The sequence below is a fragment of the Salinispora cortesiana genome (genome assembly GCF_000484695.1).
GTDB lineage: Bacteria > Actinomycetota > Actinomycetes > Mycobacteriales > Micromonosporaceae > Micromonospora > Micromonospora cortesiana.
In genome coordinates, this window is record NZ_AXVR01000009.1 from 74,294 (window position 1) to 92,953 (window position 18,660).

Sequence of the window (18,660 nt, forward strand, 5' to 3'; positions counted from 1 at the left end):
GCTCGTGTCTGCGTGGACGTTCCGCTAGCCCACCTGGACCGGCCCTTCGACTACCTGGTGCCCGAGGCCCTCGACGCCGATGCTGTCCCCGGCACCCGGGTGAAGGTCCGCTTCGCCGGCCAACTCGTCAATGGCTGGCTGCTGGAGCGGGTGAGTGAATCCGCCCACCCCCGGCTTGCATACCTGGAGAAGGTTGTCTCCCCGGAGCCGGCCCTCGCGCCGGAGATCGCCCGCCTGGCCCGCGCCGTCGCCGACCGGTACGCCGGCAGCCTCGCCGACGTGCTTCGCCTCGCTGTTCCGCCCCGGCACGCTCGGGTCGAGAAGGAGCCGCAACCATCCGCGGCGGCCAGTTCGGCCTCGCCGGATGCGGGAGACGGGCCCGCCGGCCCGGTTGGTTGGTCCGGCTACCCGACTGGCCCAGCCCTCCTGCGGGCCCTCGCCGACGGCCGTGCCCCCCGCGCGGTCTGGTCGGCCCTGCCGGGGGAGGAGTGGCCCGCCCGCTACGCCGAGGCGGTCGCGGCGACCGTCGCCGGCGGCCGGAGCGCGGTCGTGGTCGTCGCCGACGCCCGCGACCTCGACCGGCTCGACTCGGCGCTGACCGCCGCGCTCGGCCCCGGCCGGCACGTCCAGCTGACCGCCGCGCTCGGTCCGGCCCGCCGGTACCGGGCGTTCCTCGCCGCCCGGCGGGGCCAGGTGCCGGTGGTGATCGGCACCCGGGCCGCCATGTTCGCGCCGGTTGCTCGACTGGGCCTTGTCGCTATCTGGGATGACGGTGACGACCTACACGCCGAGCCCCGCGCCCCCTACCCGCACGCCCGCGAGGTGTTGCTGACCCGCGCCCAGCTGGCGGGCGCCGCTGCCCTGATCGGTGGCTATGCCCGTACCGCCGAGGCGCAGCTGCTCGTGGAGACTGGGTGGGCCCGCGAGGTCACGGCCGCCCGCGCCGCCGTCCGGGCGCGGATGCCGGCGATCGCCCCCACCGGCGACGACCCCCAGCTGGCCCGGGACCCGGGTGCGGCTACCGCCCGGCTGCCCAGCCTGGCCTGGACGGTGGCGCGCGATGCCCTCACCGCCGATGCACCGGTCCTCGTCCAGGTGCCCCGGCGCGGCTACCTGCCTGCGGTGGCGTGCGCCACCTGCCGGGCTCCGGCGCGCTGCCCGCACTGCGCCGGCCCGCTCGCGCTGCCCTCGGCGCGGGGGGCACCGGTCTGCCGCTGGTGTGCGCGGGTCGCCGCCGCGTACGCCTGCCCGGAGTGCCGGGGCCGGCGGCTTCGCGCCGCGGTCACCGGTGCCCGGCGGACGGCAGAGGAGCTGGGTCGGGCCTTCCCCGGCGTGCCGGTGCGCACCTCCGGGCGGGAGGAGGTCCTCGCGACCGTCCCCGATGGCGCCGGGTTGGTCATCACCACCCCGGGCGCCGAGCCGGTAGCCGACGGCGGTTACGGGGCGGTGCTGCTGCTGGACTCGTGGGCCCTGCTGACCCGGGCCGACCTGCGGGCGGGGGAGGAGGCGCTGCGGCGCTGGCTCGCCGCCGCCGCCCTGGCCCGCCCCGGGCCGGCCGGCGGCCGGGTGGTGGTGGTGGCCGACGGTGCGCTCACCCCGGTGCAGGCGCTTCTCCGCTGGGACGCTGGCTGGTTCGCGGCCCGCGAACTCGCCGAACGCCGGGAGCTCGGCTTTCCACCGGCGGTACGGATGGCGAGCGTCACCGGGCCGCCGGCCGCCGTCGCCGAGCTGCTCGCCGAGTCCCGGCTACCGGCGGAGGCGGAGCTGCTGGGGCCGGTGCCCGCCGACGGTGATCGGGAACGGATGCTGGTCCGGGTTCCCCGTGCCCGGGCCGCCGCCCTGGCCACTGCCCTGCACGCCGCGGCGGGGGTGCGCGCCGCCCGGAAGGCAGCCGATCCACTCCGGCTCCAGGTCGACCCGCTGACCCTCTTCTGATCCGACGACCCAGCGGTTACGGTCAGTTACCGTGAGTTACTGAAGCTGGCGGGACGGACACGTTGTGTGGGGAAGAGGGCGGGTCCGGGTGATAGCATCGCCCCTCATGTCGGGCCGGACGAAGGCTCAGGTCATGGTGTGTCGTTCGATACGCCTCGGCCGGAGTCGGTGCCGGTTCGGCGGCGATGGCGACGGAGCGCGTCGGGTGGCGCGGTGCCGACGAGTGTTAACAGCCCGCAATCATAGGTGGACCAGTCGTGACCGTTCCTCAATCGATTGTCTTCAACGGTGACCTCGGCAGCGGCAAGAGCACCGTCTCTGTGGAGATCGCCAAGCGCCTCGGCATGCGTCGGGTCAGCGTGGGTGATCTCTACCGGCAGATGGCCCAGGAGCGGCAGATGACCGCCCTCCAGCTCAACCTGCACGCCGAGCTGGACCAGGCTGTTGACGGCTACGTTGACCAACTCCAACGGGATATCGCGGCCTCCGGCGAGCGCCTGGTGATGGACTCGCGGCTCGCCTGGCACTTCTTCACCGACGCGCTCAAGGTGCACATGATCACTGAGCCCGGGGAGGCCGCCCGGCGAGTGTTGCTGCGTCCGTCCGGCCCCGCTGAGCAGTACACCTCCCTGGTGGAGGCGAAGGCCCGACTCATGGAGCGCAGCGAGAGTGAGCGGAACCGGTTCATCATTCGCTACGGGGTGGACAAGGCGAAGCTGCGCAACTACGACCTGATCTGCGACACCACCCGGGCCGGCGCCGCGGAGGTGATCGAGCACATCGTCGCCGCGTACGAAGGGCGGCTCTGTCCCGAAGTGCTGCGGGAGGCTCCGCCGCTGCTGCTGCTCGACCCGGCCCGGGTATACCCGACCGAGGACATCGTCGCCCTCCGCGGCCAGTGGGACACCCAACCCGCCGGCGATGCCGCCGCAGCTGACGACGAGCCGCTGGAGCCGCTGCGGATCGGCTATACGGGCGAGCACTTCTTCGTTGTGGACGGGCACCGTCGACTCAGCGCCGCGTTGCAGGACGGGCGTCGGCTGGTGTCCGCCCGGCTCGTCGCCGAGGTTGACGAGCCCGTCGTCGGTGGGATGAGCGCGATCGACTACTTCACCGCCCAGGTCCGGCCCAGCATGGTCCACGACTGGTCGGCCGCGCACGGGATCGAGCTGCCGCTGCCCGAACCGGCTCTGTTGGGCGGCGGTGCGGTGTTGGCGGGGGAGCCGGGCGCCGGCGCCTGAGCATCACGCTCGGCCGCTGGTGCCGGAGCGCCATCCCGCCGTCCCCGTCAACCCCCGGCGCAGGGGGTTACGGTCTGTCGACTGAGCGTGCATGATTGGCCACCTGATCCTGACATAGGAGGTGGCGAATGGACGCATCTGAGGCAGTCGCACTGTTGATGTCACCGCCGGGCCGGCTCGACCCCTATCCCACCTACGAGCGGCTGCGCGCGCACGGCCCGGTGGTGTCGACGGCGGCCGGTTTCTTCGTGGTCACCGGGTACGCCGAGGCTGACACGGTGTTGCGAAACCCCCGGTTTGGGGTGATGGACGACAAAGAGCGGGACGATGTCTTCCCGCATTGGCAGGACAGCCCGGCGATGATGTCGATCTCCCGGTCGATGATTCGGGCCAATCCGCCGGACCACAGCCGAATGCGCCGCCTGGCCGCGGGGGTGTTCACCCCGCGCCGGATAGCCGCCCTCCGCGAGGTGGTAGCCGCCCAGGCCGACGGGCTGGTTGACGAGATGATCCGGGCCGGTCGGGGCGGCGCTCCGGTGGATTTCATGGGCGGCTTCGCCTACCCGCTGCCGGTTACGGTGATCTGCGCTCTGCTCGGGGTGCCGGCGGCCGACTGGGCTCAGTTTCGGCGCTGGGCCAGCGATCTGACCGGCGTCCTGGAGCCGGAGATCACTTCCGAGGAGTTGGCCGTCGCCGACGCCGGTGCCAGCGAGCTGCGCGACTACTTCACCGAGCTGGTCGCCCAGCGCCGCCGGGCCCCGGCCGATGATCTGACCACCGCCCTGGTGCAGGAGCACGACGCCGACGGTGACCGGCTGTCCGGCGAGGAGCTGCTGGCCAACCTCGTGTTGCTGTTGGTCGCGGGCTTCGAGACCACCACCAACCTGCTCGGCAACGGTCTGGTCGTGCTCCTGACCCACCCCGATTCGGCGACCGCCCTGCGGGATCAGCCCGAGCTCGCTCCCAGCTACGTGGATGAGCTTCTGCGGTACGACTCACCCGTGCAATTGACCACCCGTACAGTCCGGGAGTCGGTGCCCATCGCCGGGGTTGAGCTGCCTGCGGGGAGTTGGCTGCTGATTCTGCTCGGCGCGGCCAACCGCGACCCGGCGCGCTTTACTGATCCGACCCGATTCGACCCAGGTCGGGCCCAGTCGCCCCCGCTGTCCTTCGGCGCCGGCGCGCACTACTGCCTGGGCGCCGGGCTGGCCCGACTGGAGGCCCAGGTCGCCTTTCCGCTGTTGCTGCGCCGGCTGCCCGAGCTCGCGCTGGCCGGCGAGCCCACCCGCCGGAACCGGCTGACTCTGCGCGGCTACGAGACGCTTCCGGTGACCGTCGGTGCCGTATCCGCTGATCACGGTACGCCGGCCGGGGCCGCTCTGGGCACTCCGTAGACTGGTACGGCACGCCCGTTGCCAAGCCCACGAAGGAGCCAATCCGCGTGACCGTCCAGCCCATCCGCCTCTTCGGCGACCCGGTGCTGCGCACGCCGGCCGACCCGGTGGTCGACTTCGATGTCGAACTGCGCAAGCTTGTCGCTGACCTGATCGACACGATGCGTGAGCAGGGCGGTGCCGGTCTGGCCGCGCCGCAGCTCGGCGTGGGCCTGCGGGTGTTCACCTTCGACGTGGACGACGTGGTCGGTCACCTGGTCAACCCGGTGTTGGAGTTCCCCGACGCCGAGGAGCAGGACGGCCCGGAGGGCTGCCTATCGCTGCCGGGCCTGTACTTCGACACGAAGCGCCGGCAGAACGTGGTCGCCAAGGGTTTCAACGGGTACGGCGATCCGGTGCAGATCGTCGGCACCGGATTGATGTCCCGCTGCGTGCAGCACGAGACCGACCACCTCGACGGAGTCTTGTTCATCGACCGACTCGACCCGGCCGGCCGCAAGGCGGCGATGAAGGAGATCCGCCGGGCCGAGTGGTATGACCCGGGGGCCCCGCCGACGGTGAAGCTCAGCCCGCACGCCGCCAACAACCCGTTCGGCCTCGGGCGGTGACCGGCCGATGCGCGTGATCTTCGCCGGTACGCCGGCCGTCGCCGTCCCCACCCTCGCCGCGGTGGCCGCCTCCCGTCATGAGCTGGTAGCGGTTCTCACCCGCCCGGATGCTCCGGCCGGCCGGGGCCGTGGCCTGTCCCGTTCCCCGGTGGGCGCCTGGGCCGACGAGCACGGGGTCGAGGTCCTCACCCCGGCCCGGCCGCGGGAGCCGGAGTTCCTCGACCGGCTGCGCACCCTGGCACCGGACTGTGTGCCCGTCGTCGCCTACGGCGCGCTGGTCCCGCCGGCCGCCCTGGAGATTCCGCGGCATGGCTGGGTCAACCTGCACTTCTCCCTGCTGCCCGCCTGGCGTGGCGCGGCTCCCGTGCAGCACGCCCTGCTGCACGGCGACGAGCTGACCGGCGCCAGCGTCTTCCAGCTCGAGGAGGGCCTGGACACGGGCCCGGTGTACGGCACCGTCACCGACGAGGTTCGGCCCACCGACACCTCGGGCGACCTGCTGGAGCGGCTGGCGCACTCCGGCGCCGAGCTGTTGATCGCCGTGCTGGACGCGATCGAGGAGGGCAGCGCGCGGGCGCAGCCGCAACCGAACGACGGGGTGAGCCTGGCGCCGAAGCTCACCGCGGCGGATGCCCGGGTGCGCTGGGGTGACCCCGCCTTCGCCGTGGACCGGCGTGTCCGTGCCTGCTCCCCGGCCCCCGGCCCGTGGACGACCTTCCGCGACGAGCGGGTCAAGCTTGGCCCGGTCACCCTCGTCTCGGATGGCCCCGAGCTGAAGCCGGGCGAGCTGTTGGTGGAGAAGACCCGGGTGCTTGCCGGCACCGCCACCACCCCGGTTGCGCTCGGTGAGATCCGGGCGGCGGGCAAGAGAGCCATGCCGGCGAGTGACTGGGCGCGCGGTGTCCGGGTCACCGCTGGGGAGGTGCTCACATGACGGGCCCGGTAGATGGTCAGGACCTGGATCGGGCCGGTGGTTTCCGGGGCGGTCGTCCCGCCGCCGGCCGCGGTCACTCCGGTGCCGGACCGGAGCGTCGCCCGGAGCGGCGGGGCCGTGGCGGCCAACGGCCGACGGCTGGCGGGCGCGGCCGTCCCGCCGGCCGGAGCGCTGTGGATCTCCCCCGGCACGCCGCGTATGAAGCGGTAGCCGCGGTCAACCGGGACGACGCGTACGCCAACCTCGTGCTCCCGGCGATCCTGCGCGACGCGGATCTGGTCGGCCGGGACGCCGCCTTCGCCACCGAGCTGACATACGGGACGCTGCGTCGGCTCGGAACCCTCGACGCGATCCTCACCGAGGCCGCTGGGCGGGATGTGGCCCGCATCGACCCGCCGGTTCGGGACGCGTTGCGGCTTGGTGCGTACCAACTGCTGTACACCCGGGTGCCCGCCCACGCCGCTGTCTCGGCAACTGTTGACCTGGTTCGATCGGTCGGGGCGGGGGCGACCGGGTTCGCCAACGCGGTGCTCCGGGAGGTCGCCAGCCGGGATGCCGACGCCTGGGTGGCCCGGCTCGCCCCACCGCTGGAGACCGACCCGATCGGGCACCTGGCGCTCGCGTACAGCCATCCGCAGTGGATTGTGCGGGCATTCGCCGAGGCGCTCGGCGGCGATCTCGGTGAGACAACCCGGTTGCTCATCGAGGACAACGAACGTCCGCCGGTGCACCTCTGCGCCCGACCGGGGTTGGCCGACCCGGTGGCAATGGCCGACGAGGTCGGCGGTGCCCCGGGCGCCTTCTCCCCATACGCGGTTTACTCCGGTGGGGGTGCCCCCGGCGACCTGCCGGCGCTCACCGAGGGGCGGGCCCACGTCCAGGACGAGGGCTCCCAACTGGTGGCCGACGCTCTTACGGCGGCGCCACTGGACGGCCCGGACGGTCGCTGGCTGGACCTGTGCGCCGGGCCGGGCGGCAAGTCCGGCCTGCTCGGTGCCGTCGCTGCCCAGCGTGGCGCGCGCCTGACCGCCGTGGAGGTGTCCGAGCACCGTGCCCGTCTTGTCCGGCAGGCCACCCGCGACCTGCCGGTGACTGTGCTCAACACTGACGGTCGCACCGTCGGGGCGACGCCGAAGCTCGCGGAGGGGCACTTCGATCGGGCACTCGTTGACGCACCCTGCACCGGTCTGGGCTCACTGCGTCGGCGGCCCGAGTCGCGCTGGCGTCGGCAGCCGTCGGACCTGCCGGCGTTGACCCGGTTACAGCGGGAACTGCTCAGCGCGGGGCTGCGGGCGGTCCGCCCGGGTGGGCTGGTGGCGTACGTGACCTGTTCGCCGCACGTCGTCGAGACGCACGTGACGGTTACCGAGGCGGCGCGCCGCGCGGCGGTGCCGGTCGACTTCGTTGACGCCCGTCCGCTGCTGCCGAAGGGAATGCCAGGGCTCGGCGACGGGCCGACGGTGCAGCTGTGGCCGCACCGGCACGGCACCGACGCCATGTTCCTGGCGGTGCTGCGCCGCGGCTGACCCTGGCGGTGCTGCGCCGCGGCTGACCCTGGCGGTGCTGCGCCGCGGCTGACCTGTTCCCTCGTCTGGCGTCCGGGGCGTTCCGTTGATCGCCCCGGAGGCCAGGCGACACTAAATCGGCAGGCCCGCCTTGCCCGCGCCCTTCATCGACCGGGTCAGGTTCCGGTCGTCAATCCAGAGGAAGCACTGCACGCCCCGGTTGCCGTTGAGCCACTGCTCCTTCGCCGGCTCGTAGTAGATCAAGCCGGAGCGGTACCGCACGTCGCTGCGTGGCACCCCGGCGTAGTCGGCGATCAGCTTGAGGCAGCCCCCGCGGGTTTGGTCCTTGTCCTGTTCGAAGTCGGCGAAGTCGGTGTCCGGTGCGGTCCAGACGCCGACGAACTCGGCGTGGTGCTTCTTCGTACACGCCACCGGTTTCATCTTCGAGACCTTGTCATCGTCGAGCACCGGCTCAAAGCAGGTGTGCCGAAGCGGGGAGTCGCCCTTGAGCCCTCCGGCGAGGCTGGCGGTGCGGGACACCGCGCTCGGATCGTCCAGGCTCTTCTCCTCACTCACGTCGCAGCGGAACCAGCGGGAGCCGCCCTCCCATCCGGCCTGCGACGGCAGGACGATGGACAGACTGATCCGTCCGCTGCGCCAGTCGGCGCCCAAGGCCTGGTTTACCTCCCGCTCACAGGTGGCGTAGGCGGTCCGCATCCCAGCCGATTTGGCTTCCGGTGGCGTGGAATCCGTCGCCTCGTCCCCGGTCACCGTGCCGACATGCAGGGTCTCCACCACGTGCGGCTGGTCGCATGGAGTCGGCGCGTACGAGCTGCGGTGGCCGATCTTGGTCACGGTGGGATGGCAGGTGCCCGCTTCGGGGGCGAAACCCGTCGCGGCGGCGATGGGGGCCCAGTCGTCAACCAAATCGCCGTCGATCCCCGGCGGGGGTGCGGTAGCGCATCCGGCGAGTGTCAGGGTCACCAGCGTGGCGCAGAGCGTGACTCGTTTCATCCGGCGACCTTCCCGGGTGTGGTAGGTATGGCGTCGAACACGCCACGGTGCGGCAGCTTACGGCACGTGGCAAGCCGGTTCCGGTGGGCCATCGACATCGGGGCGGTCGCCGGGCGCAGTCCGGCGCTCCCAGCTCCCAGCTCGTGGCCCGCTGCCGCCGGGCCAGTTCGTCCGTGACCTCTGTGGAGCGACGCACGGTGGCGTCCCCGGGTCCGTTATGGTCAGTTCCCTGCGGGTGGCCGCGGGGGCGTCCGGCCGCCTCGGTCGGTGCCGCGCCGGTGGCGATGGGGGGCTGCGTTCGTACACTGGCCTCGTGACCGAACCGCTGCCAATCGTCGCACCGAGCATTCTGGCCGCCGACTTCGCCCGTCTCGCCGACGAGGTCCGAGCCATCGAAGACACCGCCGACTGGGTGCACGTGGATGTCATGGACAACCACTTCGTGCCGAATCTGACGATCGGGCTGCCGGTCGTGCAGAGCTTGCGGGCCGCCACCCGACTCCCCTTTGACGTGCACCTCATGATCGAGGATCCGCGGCGGTGGGCGCCCGGCTACGCCGACGCCGGAGCGTACAACGTGACGTTTCACGCCGAGGCTTGTGACGACCCGGTCGCGTTGGCCAAGGACCTCCGTTCGGCCGGTGCGAAGGCGGGGTTGGCGATCGACCGGGACACTCCGATCGAACCGTACCTGGACCTGCTGCCCAGCTTCGACACTCTGTTGATCATGACGATCAAGGCGGGGTTCGGTGGGCAGCGGTTCATCCCGAACCTGCTGGACAAGGTGCGCACGGCCCGTCGACACGTCGACGCCGGTCACCTGGAGCTGCGCATCGAGGTCGATGGTGGGATCGCCGTGGACACCATCGCCGAGGCCGCCGAGGCGGGCGCGGACGCCTTCGTCGCCGGCACCGCGGTCTTCGGAGCCGACGACCCGGCCGAGGCGGTACGTCGGCTGCGGTCCCTGGCCCGGTGCGCGACGCCCTGGGCCTGACGTGGAGCCCGACGGGGACCGCCAGGATGTCATTCTGGTCGTTGACGACGACGAGGATATCGCCCGGTTCGTCGAATTCAACCTGCGGTTGCACGGCTACGAGGTGATCCATGCCGAGGACGGCCAGGCGGCGCTCGAGGTGATTGCTCGGCACCGTCCGGACCTGGCAGTGGTCGATCTGATGATGCCCCGGATGGACGGGTTGGAGCTGACCCGGCGACTCCGGGCCAACCCGATGACCGCCGCCCTGCCGGTGATCATGCTGACTGCCAAGGGGATGACCGTGGACAAGGTGCACGGCCTCAGCGCCGGCGCCGACGACTACCTGGTCAAGCCCTTCGACACCGCCGAGTTGGTGGCCCGGGTCAGCTCCACGCTGCGTCGGAACAAGGAGTTCCGCGAGGTCTCACCGCTGACCGGGCTGCCCGGCAACAGCCGGATCCGCCGGGAGATCGCCGACCGGATTCGGGTCGGATCCGACTACGCGGTCGGCTATATCGACATTGACCGCTTTAAGAGTGTCAACGACGTTTACGGGTTTGTTCGCGGCGACGACTTCATTTGTGCGCTGGCCCGCAGCCTGCACCGGGCGGTCGTCTCGGTGGGGCTCCCGTCGGCCTTCCTGGGGCATGTCGGCGGCGACGACTTCATCTTCGTCAGCACGCCGGAACAGGTCCGGCAGCTGACCTCGCAGGTCTCCGCGGACTTCGAGCAGGCGGCCGACGCGCTGTACGACCCGTCCGACGCCGCCCGCGGCTACGTGGAGCTCAAGGATCGGCGGGGCAACCTACGCCGGGCCGCGTTGGTCACCCTCTCGATCGGCGTCTCGGTCTCGGATGCCGACAAACGGCTGACGAATCCGCTGGCGGCGATGACGATCGCCTCCGAGATGAAGTCGGTGGCCAAGAGTCAGCCGGGATCGTACGTGGCGGTGGACCGGCGTCGCGGAGTGTCGGATTCGAGTCATCGTTCTGTGAAGTAGCACGCTGTAGGTAGCCGTTGACCCCCCAGGGCGTGTAAGACTTCGGGTAGTACCCACCACGCGCTGGCGGGACTCGGTGTAATTCCGAACCGGCGGTGATCCACGGCCTGACCGTGGTAAGCCCGCGACCCGGGAGCGGTTCGTCCGCCCGGTGGACCTGGTGCAAATCCGGGGCCGACGGTTGGGTGCGGGCATGCCCGCATCCAGACAGTCCGGATGGGAGACAGCGCGCGGGACGGATGGGCCGTGCCCGGCCGCCGGTGTCGGCGTGCCGTGCGGTCCTCCTGGGGCGGCTGTGCCGTTCCCGGATCTCCGCCACCGCACGCCCGCGGCCCGATGCCGCCGCTTCCATCGCCGCCCGCGCACCGATCGGCGGGCGGGCGGGCGGGAGGGCAGGGCATGGCCGGCGTCTCCGTAGATGAGGCGATGCGTCGCGCAGTTGAACTTGCCGCGCGCGGCCTCGGTACCACCAGCCCCAACCCGGTTGTCGGCTGCGTGCTGCTCGACCCGGGCGGTCAGGTCGTCGGTGAGGGCTTCCACGCGTACGCCGGTGGGCCGCACGCCGAGATCGTCGCGCTCGCCCACGCGGGGGAGCGGGCGCGGGGCGGCACCGCCGTGGTCACGCTGGAACCCTGCGATCACACCGGCCGTACCGGCCCGTGCAGCACCGCTCTGGTGCAGGCCGGCGTCGCCCGGGTGGTGATCGCCGTACCCGACCCGAACCAGGCCGCCTCCGGTGGCGCCGCCACGCTGCGCGCCGCCGGGGTCCGGGTCGACCTGGGCGTACGGGCTGTTGAGGCGGAGGCGGGCAACATCGCGTGGCTGACCTCAACGCGTCGGGGCTGGCCATACCTCGTCTGGAAGTACGCAGCGACGCTGGACGGACGCTCCGCTGCCGCTGACGGCACCAGCATGTGGATCACCTCCGAGGCGGCCCGAATGGATGTGCACGCGCTGCGCGGCACCGTGGACGCCGTCATCGCCGGGGTGGGCACCGTGCTCGCCGACGACCCGCGCCTGACCGTTCGGAATCTGCGCGACGGCAGCCTCGCCATCCGGCAGCCGCTGCGGGTGGTGGTGGACTCGGCGGGCCAAACGCCGGCCGGAGCGCGGGTCCGCGACGACGCCGCGTCCACCTGGATCGCCACCGCCGAGGAGGTTGGTACCGATTCGGCGGGCCGGGTCGATCTGCCGGCGCTGCTCGCCGCGCTGCACCAGCGCGGGGTGCGCGCCGCGCTGCTGGAGGGAGGGCCGCGGCTGGCCGGTGCCTTCCTCGCCGCCGGGCTGGTCGACAAGATCGTCGGCTATGTCGCGCCCCGGCTGCTCGGCGCTGGCCCCACCGCGTTGGCAGACACGGGGGTGACCACGATCACCGATGCCATCGACTGCGAGGTCGTTGACGTTACCCAGGTCGGTCCCGACCTGCGGATTACCGCACTGCCCCGGAAGAGGGAGGGCTGACATGTTCACCGGCATCGTCGAGGAACTCGGTGAGGTCATCCACATCGCGGAGACCGCGGAGGACTCCGCGATGGTCACCATCAATGGCCCACTGGTCGTCACCGACGCCCGGCCCGGTGACTCCATCGCGGTCAACGGAGTCTGTCTGACCGTGGTGGAACTCGCCGGTGGGGCCTTCACCGCCGACGTGATGGGCGAGACGCTGCGCCGCTCCGCGCTTGGCGGGCTGCGCCCCGGTGACCCGGTGAACCTGGAGCGGGCCGTCACCCTGGGCAGCCGCCTCGGCGGCCACCTGGTTCAGGGGCATGTCAACGGCGTCGGCGAGCTGCTGGCCCGGGAACCGGCCGCGCGGTGGGAGACGGTCCGCTTCCGTCTGCCCACCGACCTGACTCGGTATGTGGTGGCGAAGGGGTCGATCACCGTTGACGGGGTGTCCCTGACCGTGGCCAGCGTCGGGCCCGACTGGTTCGAGGTGGGCCTGATCCCCACCACCCTACGGCTGACGACGCTGGGCTCCCGTAGCGTCGGTGACCGGGTCAACCTCGAGGTTGACGTCCTGGCCAAGTACGTCGAGCGGCTGCTCGGCGGGGGTCAGCTGGCCAGGCCGGACGACCTGCCCGCCGCGGACGATCTGCCCGCCGCTGTTAGCCTGCCCGGTGCCGTGCCGGTGGGTGGTCCGGCGTGATGGGGCCGCTCGGCTGGCTGCTCGACGCGCAGGTGAGCCTCGCCGGCTCCCCGGTCCTGGTCCGTGAGATCGTCGGCAACGTCTTCGGCCTGGCCGCTGCGATGTTCGGCCTGCGCCGGGTGGTGTGGGCCTGGCCGGTCGGCATGATCGGCAACGCGCTGCTGTTCACTGTCTTCCTCGGCGGAGCGTTCGCCACCCCACAGGCACATGACCTCTACGGCCAGGCCGGCCGGCAGGTCTTCTTCTTCGGGATCGGGCTCTATGGCTGGTGGCGTTGGTCGCGGAACCGTCGCCGGGGCGGCGACGGTACTGCCGCCGCGGTGGAGCCCCGCTGGGCTACCGGGCGGGAGCGGCTCGGTCTGCTGGCGGCCGCCGTTGTCGGCACCGCCGTCAGCTACCCGATCCTCGCCGCCCTGGGTTCGTGGGGGCCGCTGCCGGATGCCTGGATCCTGACCGGCAGCCTGCTCGCCACGTACGGCATGGCTCGTGGGTATGTGGACTTCTGGCTGATCTGGATCGCCGTTGACGTGGTCGGGTTGCCGCTGCTGTTGCGTGGCGGGTTCTACCCTTCTGCGGCCATGTACCTCGTCTACGGCGCCTTCTGCGTCTGGGGGCTCGCCGCCTGGTGGCGGACGTCGCGTGCCGCCCGTACCGACCTCGTACCGATCCCAACGAGCTATGCGGAGGCTGCGGCGTGACCACCTTTGGCAGGATCGAGCGAGCGATGGCGGAGATCATCGCCGGCCGGCCCGTCGTCGTGGTCGACGACGCCAACCGGGAGAACGAGGGTGACCTGATCTTCGCGGCCGAGCTGGCCACGCCCGAGCTGGTCGCCTTCATGGTCCGCTACACCTCAGGCTACATCTGCACGGCGTTACCCGGGAGCGAGTGCGACCGACTGGACCTGCCGCCGATGCATCACACCAACCAGGACCGGCGCGGCACCGCCTACGCGGTGACGGTGGACGCCCGGGAGGGCGTGAGCACCGGCATCTCCGCCGCCGACCGGGCGCACACGATCCGGCTGCTCGCCGGCTCCGGCACCGCGCCGGAGGATCTGGCCCGGCCCGGTCATGTGGTCCCACTGCGGGGCCACGAGGAGGGGGTGCTGCGTCGCCCCGGTCACACCGAGGCCGCGATCGACCTCACCCGGCTGGCCGGGCTGCGCCCCGCGGGGGTCCTCTGCGAGCTGGTCAACGACGACGGCACCATGATGCGGGGCTCGGACCTGGAGCGGTTCTGCGCCGAGCACTCGCTGGTCCTGGTCACCATCGCGGAGCTGATCGCGTACCGGCGGCGGACAGAGAAGCAGGTCGAGCGGGTCGCCGAGGCTCGACTGCCCACCCGGCACGGGCTCTTCCGGATCGTGGGTTACCGCGGTGACTACGACTCAGCCGAGCATGTCGCGCTGGTGATGGGTGATCTCGGCGACGGTCGGGACGTGCTGGTGCGGGTGCACTCCGAGTGCCTCACCGGTGACGTCTTCGGCTCGTTGCGTTGCGACTGTGGGCCGCAGCTGAACGCCTCCCTGGAGCTGGTCGCCCGGGAGGAGCGTGGAGTCGTGCTCTACCTGCGTGGGCATGAGGGGCGCGGCATCGGGCTGTTGCACAAACTCCAGGCGTACCAGTTACAGGATCTGGGCCTGGACACCGTCGAGGCCAACCTGGAGCTCGGCCTGCCGGCGGACGCGCGGGACTACGGCACCGGGGCGCAGATCCTCTACGACCTCGGGGTGCGGTCGATGCGGCTGCTCACCAACAATCCGGCCAAGCAGGCCGGTCTGGAAGGGTATGGCGTGACCGTTACCGGTCGCCTGAAGCTGCCGGTTCGGCAGCACGCGGAGAACGCGCGCTACCTGCAGACCAAGCGGGACCGCATGGGGCACCTGCTGGAGTAGGCGAGACGAGGCATATCGAGGCGCCGGGCCCCTCGGCGATCGGATTGGAGCGTAGGAATGGCGGGTTTTGGGGAGCCGGGCGTCAACACAGTCGATGCTGCTGGTCTGACGGTCGGGGTGGTCGCCGCGCGCTGGCACGGCGAGCTCACCGACCACATGCTCGACCGGGCAGTCGCCGCCGCCGAGGCGTGTGGGGCCGGTGCCACGGTGGCCCGGGTGGCCGGCTCGGTAGAGCTACCCGTGGTGGCGCAGGCGCTCGCCCGGCGCTGTGACGCGGTGGTGGCGCTCGGGGTGGTGGTCCGGGGGGCCACCGCTCACTTCGACTACGTCTGCCGGTCGGTCACCGATGGGCTTACCCGGATCGCCCTGGACGAGGGGAAGCCGGTCGGGCAGGGTGTGCTGACCGTGGAGACGATCGAGCAGGCCCGGGACCGGGCCGGGCTGCCCGGCTCAGCGGAGGACAAGGGATGGGCGGCGACCGTCGCGGCCCTCGACGCGGCGCTCGCGGTTCGGGACCTGGCGGGCGTCACCCCACGGGTGGGCTTCGGCGCCTGAGATCTTTCGGCATCGTGGGACACTCCGAGCCCGGTGAAGCCGCGGTGGCCGGCTGGTTGCGAGAATCGACCGGTGAAGACGTTCGAGGAGTTGTTTGCCGAGCTGCAGGCCAAGGCCGCTGCCGGCACCCCCGGCTCGGGCACCGTCGCGGCCCTGGACAAAGGGGTGCACTTCGTCGGCAAGAAGGTCGTCGAGGAGGCGGCCGAGTCCTGGATGGCGGCCGAGCACGAGGGGCCCGAGCGGACCGCCGAGGAGATCTCCCAGCTGCTCTACCAGGTGCAGGTGCTGATGCTCGCTACTGGTCTCGACCTTGAGGATGTCTACCGACATCTGTGAGTGCGCCGTGCCGATCCTCCCGCATTCCGACAAGGAGCAATTCCGCCATGCTGCGAGTCGCGGTACCCAACAAGGGGACCTTGGCCGAGAAGGCCGCTCAGATGCTGCGCGAGGCGGGTTACCGCCAGCGAACCGACCCGAAGGACCTGGTCTGCCGGGACGATCCGAACGATATTGAGTTCTTCTATCTGCGTCCGAAGGACATCGCAACCTACGTCGGCTCCGGGGACCTGGACGTCGGCATCACCGGTCGGGACCTACTGGTCGACTCCGGCGCGCCCGCCACTGAGGTGGTCGACCTGGCCTTCGGCCAGGCCACCTTCCGATTCGCCGCTCGAGCCGAGGACATCGATTCGGTGCAGGCCCTGGACGGGTGTCGGGTCGCTACCGCATACCCCGGCCTGGTGGAGCGGCACCTCGCCGAGTTAGGCGTCAAGGCCGACGTGATCCGCCTGGACGGCGCGGTGGAGAACGCCATCCGGCTGGGCCTCGCCGATGTGATCGCGGACGTGGTGGAGACCGGTGCCACGCTGCGTCAGGCTGGCCTGGTCGTCTTCGGCGAGCCGCTGCTGCGCTCGTCCGCCATTCTGGTCTGCCGCTCCGCGGCGCCGCCCCACCCGCAGTGTGAGCTGCTGCTCCGCCGTCTGCACAGCGTGCTCGTCGCGCGGCGCTATGTGATGCTGACGTATGACGTCCCGGCCGATCTGTTGACTCGGGCCAGTTCGTTGACTCCGGGCATCGAGTCGCCAACCGTTTCTCAGCTGCACCGGGAGGGCTGGGTAGCGGTGCAGGCGATGGTGCTCCGCGACGATGTGCACCGGATCATGGATGAGCTGTACCAGGTCGGCGCCCGCGCGATCCTGGTCACGAGTATTCAGGCCTGCCGCCTCTGATCCGGCCGGGAATACGAAACCGGGCCGGTGGCGCGGAGCCGGGACTTCCTTCCCCGGCCGGGCCGCCGTCCCGTCGTCCCGGCGGAGCCTCGCCGCGCCCGGCTGTGTGCCGGGCGCGGGCCGTCCGGGCGTGGGTGGCAGACTGGTGCGGTGAGCGAAACCGAAGCGTTCCGTATCCGGCCGCGGCGCATCCGGCTGGTCTGCTGGGCCTCGGCGATTGCCCTGGTGCTGCTGTTCACAGTGCTGGCGACGTCGCTGCACGGGGCGACCGGCAGTGGCTATGGCTCGTTTCAGCGAGGCGACCAACTCGGTATGGTCGGCCTCGGCGTGCTCGGCGCACTTGCCTTCCTGCTCTTCACCCGACCGCGGGTGGAGGCCGACGCGCAGCGGGTCCGGGTGCAGAACGTGATCGGCTCGTACGAGCTGCCCTGGGAGCTCGTCCGTGGCATCCGGTTCGACCGCGGGGCGCCCTGGGCCAGCCTCGAGCTGCACGATGACGATCTGGTGCCGATGCTTGCCCTCCAGGCCGCCGACAAGGAGCTGGCCGTGGACGCGGTTCGCAGGCTGCGCCGGCTGCATCAGGCCCGGCTGGCTGAGGGTGCCGCCGCCACTGATCCCGGCGGCCACTGATCCCGGCGGACCGCGGCGCGAGCTGACGCCCGGTTTGGGGTGGACCGGCGCGGGGTGTAGGCTACGGGAAACGACCAGGCCACCCGCGGCTTCGCAGGTGGCCTTGAAAGCGGAGCGCCTGCTCCCACCTGAGTCGCCGCGCGGCGGCCGGGTCCGGTCCCCGATTCCGGGCACGTCTCGGTCTCGGATGCGCGACTATATGGTCGTGCCGACCGGTCGAGCGGGCCCCGGCAACTGCCGGGGCCTTCTGCTTTCCGGGTCGGTTCCCACCCGGGAGCCGCCGGGTCGGCAATGCAGGAGACTCGACTCGAGGAGGCCCCATCAGCGTCGAACCACGCGTGAACGAGCAGATCCGGGCACGTGAGGTCCGACTGGTCGGTCCCGAGGGTGAGCAGGTGGGCATCGTCCCGCTGGAGCGCGCCCTTCAGCTGGCCGCGGACGTCGACCTGGACCTGGTCGAGGTTGCGCCAATGGCGCGCCCGCCGGTGTGCAAGCTCATGGACTTCGGCAAGTTCAAGTATGAGAGCGCACTGAAGGCGCGCGAAGCGCGGCGTAATCAGCAGCAGACCGTCATCAAGGAAATGAAGCTTCGGCCGAAGATCGATCCGCACGACTACGAGACCAAGAAGGGTCACGTGGTGCGGTTCCTCAAGGCGGGCGACAAGGTCAAGGTGACGATCATGTTCCGGGGTCGCGAGCAGAGCCGCCCGGAGCTGGGCTACCGGCTCCTGCGTCGGCTCGAGTCCGAGATCTCGGAGCTGGGGTACGTCGAGGCCGCGCCGAAGCAGGACGGTCGAAACATGATCATGGTGCTCGCACCGCACCGCGCCACCAAGGCTGCCGCTACAGCGGCCCGCGGCGGCGCGCTTCCGCGGGGTGAGCGGGAGTCCGGTGCCGCCGCGGCAGCACCGCCGGCCGAGGCGGCCGGACCCGCCGGAACTGCCGGCGAGTAGCAGGGGAGAAGACGTTCCACATGCCGAAGATGAAAAGCCACACCGGGATGGGCAAGCGCGTCCGGGTGACCGGCAAAGGCAAGATCGTGAAGCAGCAGGCCGGCCTGCGCCACAACCTGGAGAAGAAGTCCTCCACCCGTACCCGCCGGCTGACCGGGCTGGTCGAGGTGGCCAAGCCGGATGTCAAGCGCATCAAGAAGCTGCTCGGCCGCTGACGCGCGCCACCTGAACCAACGAAGGAGCTGAGATGGCACGCGTCAAGCGGGCTGTGAACGCCCAGAAGAAGCGCCGTACCCTGCTGGCGACCGCGAGTGGCTACCGCGGTCAGCGCTCCCGGCTGTACCGCAAGGCCAAGGAGCAGGTGCTGCACTCGATGCAGTACTCCTACCGGGACCGTCGCGACCGCAAGGGCGACTTCCGGCAGCTGTGGATCCAGCGGATCAACGCGGGTGCCCGCGCCAACGGGCTCACCTACAACCGCCTGATCCAGGGCCTCAAACTGGCCGGCATCGAGGTCGATCGGAAGATCCTGGCCGACCTGGCCGTCAACGACGCCGCCGCCTTCGCGGCGATCGTCGAGAAGGCCCGTGCGGCCGTCGCGGAGCAGGGCACCGGCGGCGCCGGGGCCCAGGCTGCCTGATCC

At 71.2% G+C, this 18,660-nt stretch carries 20 protein-coding genes and 1 riboswitch; of the genes, 19 read left to right on the top strand and 1 reads right to left on the bottom strand.

What is annotated here, in order from left to right; translation table 11 throughout:
• Positions 1–12: 12 nt before the first annotated feature.
• The 6 genes from K228_RS0106790 to K228_RS0106815 all read left to right on the top strand — a co-directional run bounded on the left by K228_RS0106790 (position 13) and on the right by K228_RS0106815 (position 7,638).
• Complete coding sequence (locus K228_RS0106790; RefSeq protein WP_050580953.1) at positions 13–1,935, top strand: primosomal protein N'; 1,923 nt, start codon at positions 13–15, stop codon at positions 1,933–1,935.
• A gap of 257 nt (positions 1,936–2,192) precedes the next feature.
• The gene (locus K228_RS0106795; RefSeq protein WP_025617746.1) at positions 2,193–3,176 is read left to right on the top strand and encodes an AAA family ATPase; all 984 of its coding nucleotides are present in this window, start codon (positions 2,193–2,195) and stop codon (positions 3,174–3,176) included.
• A 128-nt stretch (positions 3,177–3,304) separates the two neighbouring features.
• Positions 3,305–4,570, top strand: a complete 1,266-nt coding sequence (locus K228_RS0106800; protein ID WP_025617747.1) for a cytochrome P450 — start codon at positions 3,305–3,307, stop codon at positions 4,568–4,570.
• A gap of 47 nt (positions 4,571–4,617) precedes the next feature.
• Positions 4,618–5,178: a peptide deformylase gene (gene def / locus K228_RS0106805; RefSeq protein WP_025617748.1), complete on the top strand. Its 561-nt coding sequence runs from the start codon at positions 4,618–4,620 to the stop codon at positions 5,176–5,178.
• Positions 5,179–5,185: 7 nt separating this feature from the next.
• Positions 5,186–6,112 carry a methionyl-tRNA formyltransferase gene (fmt, locus tag K228_RS0106810; RefSeq protein WP_025617749.1) on the top strand — a complete coding sequence of 309 codons (927 nt, stop codon included), beginning with the start codon at positions 5,186–5,188 and terminating at the stop codon, positions 6,110–6,112.
• Entirely contained in the window at positions 6,109–7,638 is a 1,530-nt protein-coding gene (locus tag K228_RS0106815; RefSeq protein ID WP_025617750.1) for an RsmB/NOP family class I SAM-dependent RNA methyltransferase, read from the top strand. Before fmt ends, K228_RS0106815 begins: the two co-directional genes overlap by 4 nt.
• Positions 7,639–7,749: 111 nt before the next feature.
• Here K228_RS0106815 and K228_RS0106820 read toward each other — a convergent pair whose 3' ends face one another.
• Positions 7,750–8,631, bottom strand: a complete 882-nt coding sequence (locus K228_RS0106820; RefSeq protein WP_025617751.1) for a septum formation family protein — start codon at positions 8,629–8,631, stop codon at positions 7,750–7,752.
• 313 nt (positions 8,632–8,944) lie between these two features.
• Between K228_RS0106820 and rpe the strand changes: the two genes are divergently transcribed.
• From rpe to rplT, 13 genes are all read left to right on the top strand, one after another.
• Positions 8,945–9,625, top strand: a complete 681-nt coding sequence (gene rpe, locus K228_RS0106825; RefSeq protein ID WP_025617752.1) for a ribulose-phosphate 3-epimerase — start codon at positions 8,945–8,947, stop codon at positions 9,623–9,625.
• 1 nt (position 9,626) lies between these two features.
• Positions 9,627–10,607, top strand: a complete 981-nt coding sequence (locus K228_RS0106830; RefSeq protein ID WP_025617753.1) for a GGDEF domain-containing response regulator — start codon at positions 9,627–9,629, stop codon at positions 10,605–10,607.
• Positions 10,608–10,665: 58 nt separating this feature from the next.
• Positions 10,666–10,839, top strand: a riboswitch (FMN riboswitch).
• Between the two features lie 167 nt (positions 10,840–11,006).
• Entirely contained in the window at positions 11,007–12,068 is a 1,062-nt protein-coding gene (gene ribD / locus K228_RS0106835) for a bifunctional diaminohydroxyphosphoribosylaminopyrimidine deaminase/5-amino-6-(5-phosphoribosylamino)uracil reductase RibD (protein WP_025617754.1), read from the top strand.
• 1 nt (position 12,069) lies between these two features.
• Positions 12,070–12,753 carry a riboflavin synthase gene (locus tag K228_RS0106840; RefSeq protein ID WP_025617755.1) on the top strand — a complete coding sequence of 228 codons (684 nt, stop codon included), beginning with the start codon at positions 12,070–12,072 and terminating at the stop codon, positions 12,751–12,753.
• The gene (gene pnuC / locus K228_RS0106845) at positions 12,753–13,451 is read left to right on the top strand and encodes a nicotinamide riboside transporter PnuC (protein ID WP_029723392.1); all 699 of its coding nucleotides are present in this window, start codon (positions 12,753–12,755) and stop codon (positions 13,449–13,451) included. The genes K228_RS0106840 and pnuC overlap by 1 nt, the downstream gene beginning before the upstream one ends.
• Positions 13,448–14,650, top strand: a complete 1,203-nt coding sequence (locus K228_RS0106850; protein WP_029723393.1) for a bifunctional 3,4-dihydroxy-2-butanone-4-phosphate synthase/GTP cyclohydrolase II — start codon at positions 13,448–13,450, stop codon at positions 14,648–14,650. The genes pnuC and K228_RS0106850 overlap by 4 nt, the downstream gene beginning before the upstream one ends.
• A gap of 57 nt (positions 14,651–14,707) precedes the next feature.
• Positions 14,708–15,205 (top strand): 6,7-dimethyl-8-ribityllumazine synthase, encoded by a 498-nt coding sequence (gene ribH / locus K228_RS0106855; RefSeq protein ID WP_025617757.1) that lies wholly within the window; start codon positions 14,708–14,710, stop codon positions 15,203–15,205.
• A gap of 72 nt (positions 15,206–15,277) precedes the next feature.
• Positions 15,278–15,541, top strand: a complete 264-nt coding sequence (locus tag K228_RS0106860; protein ID WP_018215006.1) for a phosphoribosyl-ATP diphosphatase — start codon at positions 15,278–15,280, stop codon at positions 15,539–15,541.
• A gap of 47 nt (positions 15,542–15,588) precedes the next feature.
• On the top strand, positions 15,589–16,434 hold the full coding sequence (gene hisG, locus K228_RS0106865; RefSeq protein WP_025617758.1) for an ATP phosphoribosyltransferase: 846 nt from the start codon (positions 15,589–15,591) through the stop codon (positions 16,432–16,434).
• A gap of 150 nt (positions 16,435–16,584) precedes the next feature.
• A complete protein-coding gene (locus K228_RS0106870) occupies positions 16,585–17,064 on the top strand; it encodes a PH domain-containing protein (protein WP_025617759.1) in 480 nt (159 codons plus the stop codon).
• A gap of 338 nt (positions 17,065–17,402) precedes the next feature.
• Positions 17,403–18,017, top strand: a complete 615-nt coding sequence (gene infC, locus K228_RS0106875; RefSeq protein ID WP_011905774.1) for a translation initiation factor IF-3 — start codon at positions 17,403–17,405, stop codon at positions 18,015–18,017.
• A gap of 20 nt (positions 18,018–18,037) precedes the next feature.
• Positions 18,038–18,232 carry a 50S ribosomal protein L35 gene (rpmI, locus tag K228_RS0106880; RefSeq protein ID WP_011905775.1) on the top strand — a complete coding sequence of 65 codons (195 nt, stop codon included), beginning with the start codon at positions 18,038–18,040 and terminating at the stop codon, positions 18,230–18,232.
• 32 nt (positions 18,233–18,264) lie between these two features.
• Positions 18,265–18,657, top strand: coding sequence for a 50S ribosomal protein L20 (gene rplT / locus K228_RS0106885; protein WP_018215009.1), 393 nt, complete (start codon positions 18,265–18,267; stop codon positions 18,655–18,657).
• Positions 18,658–18,660: the final 3 nt, after the last annotated feature.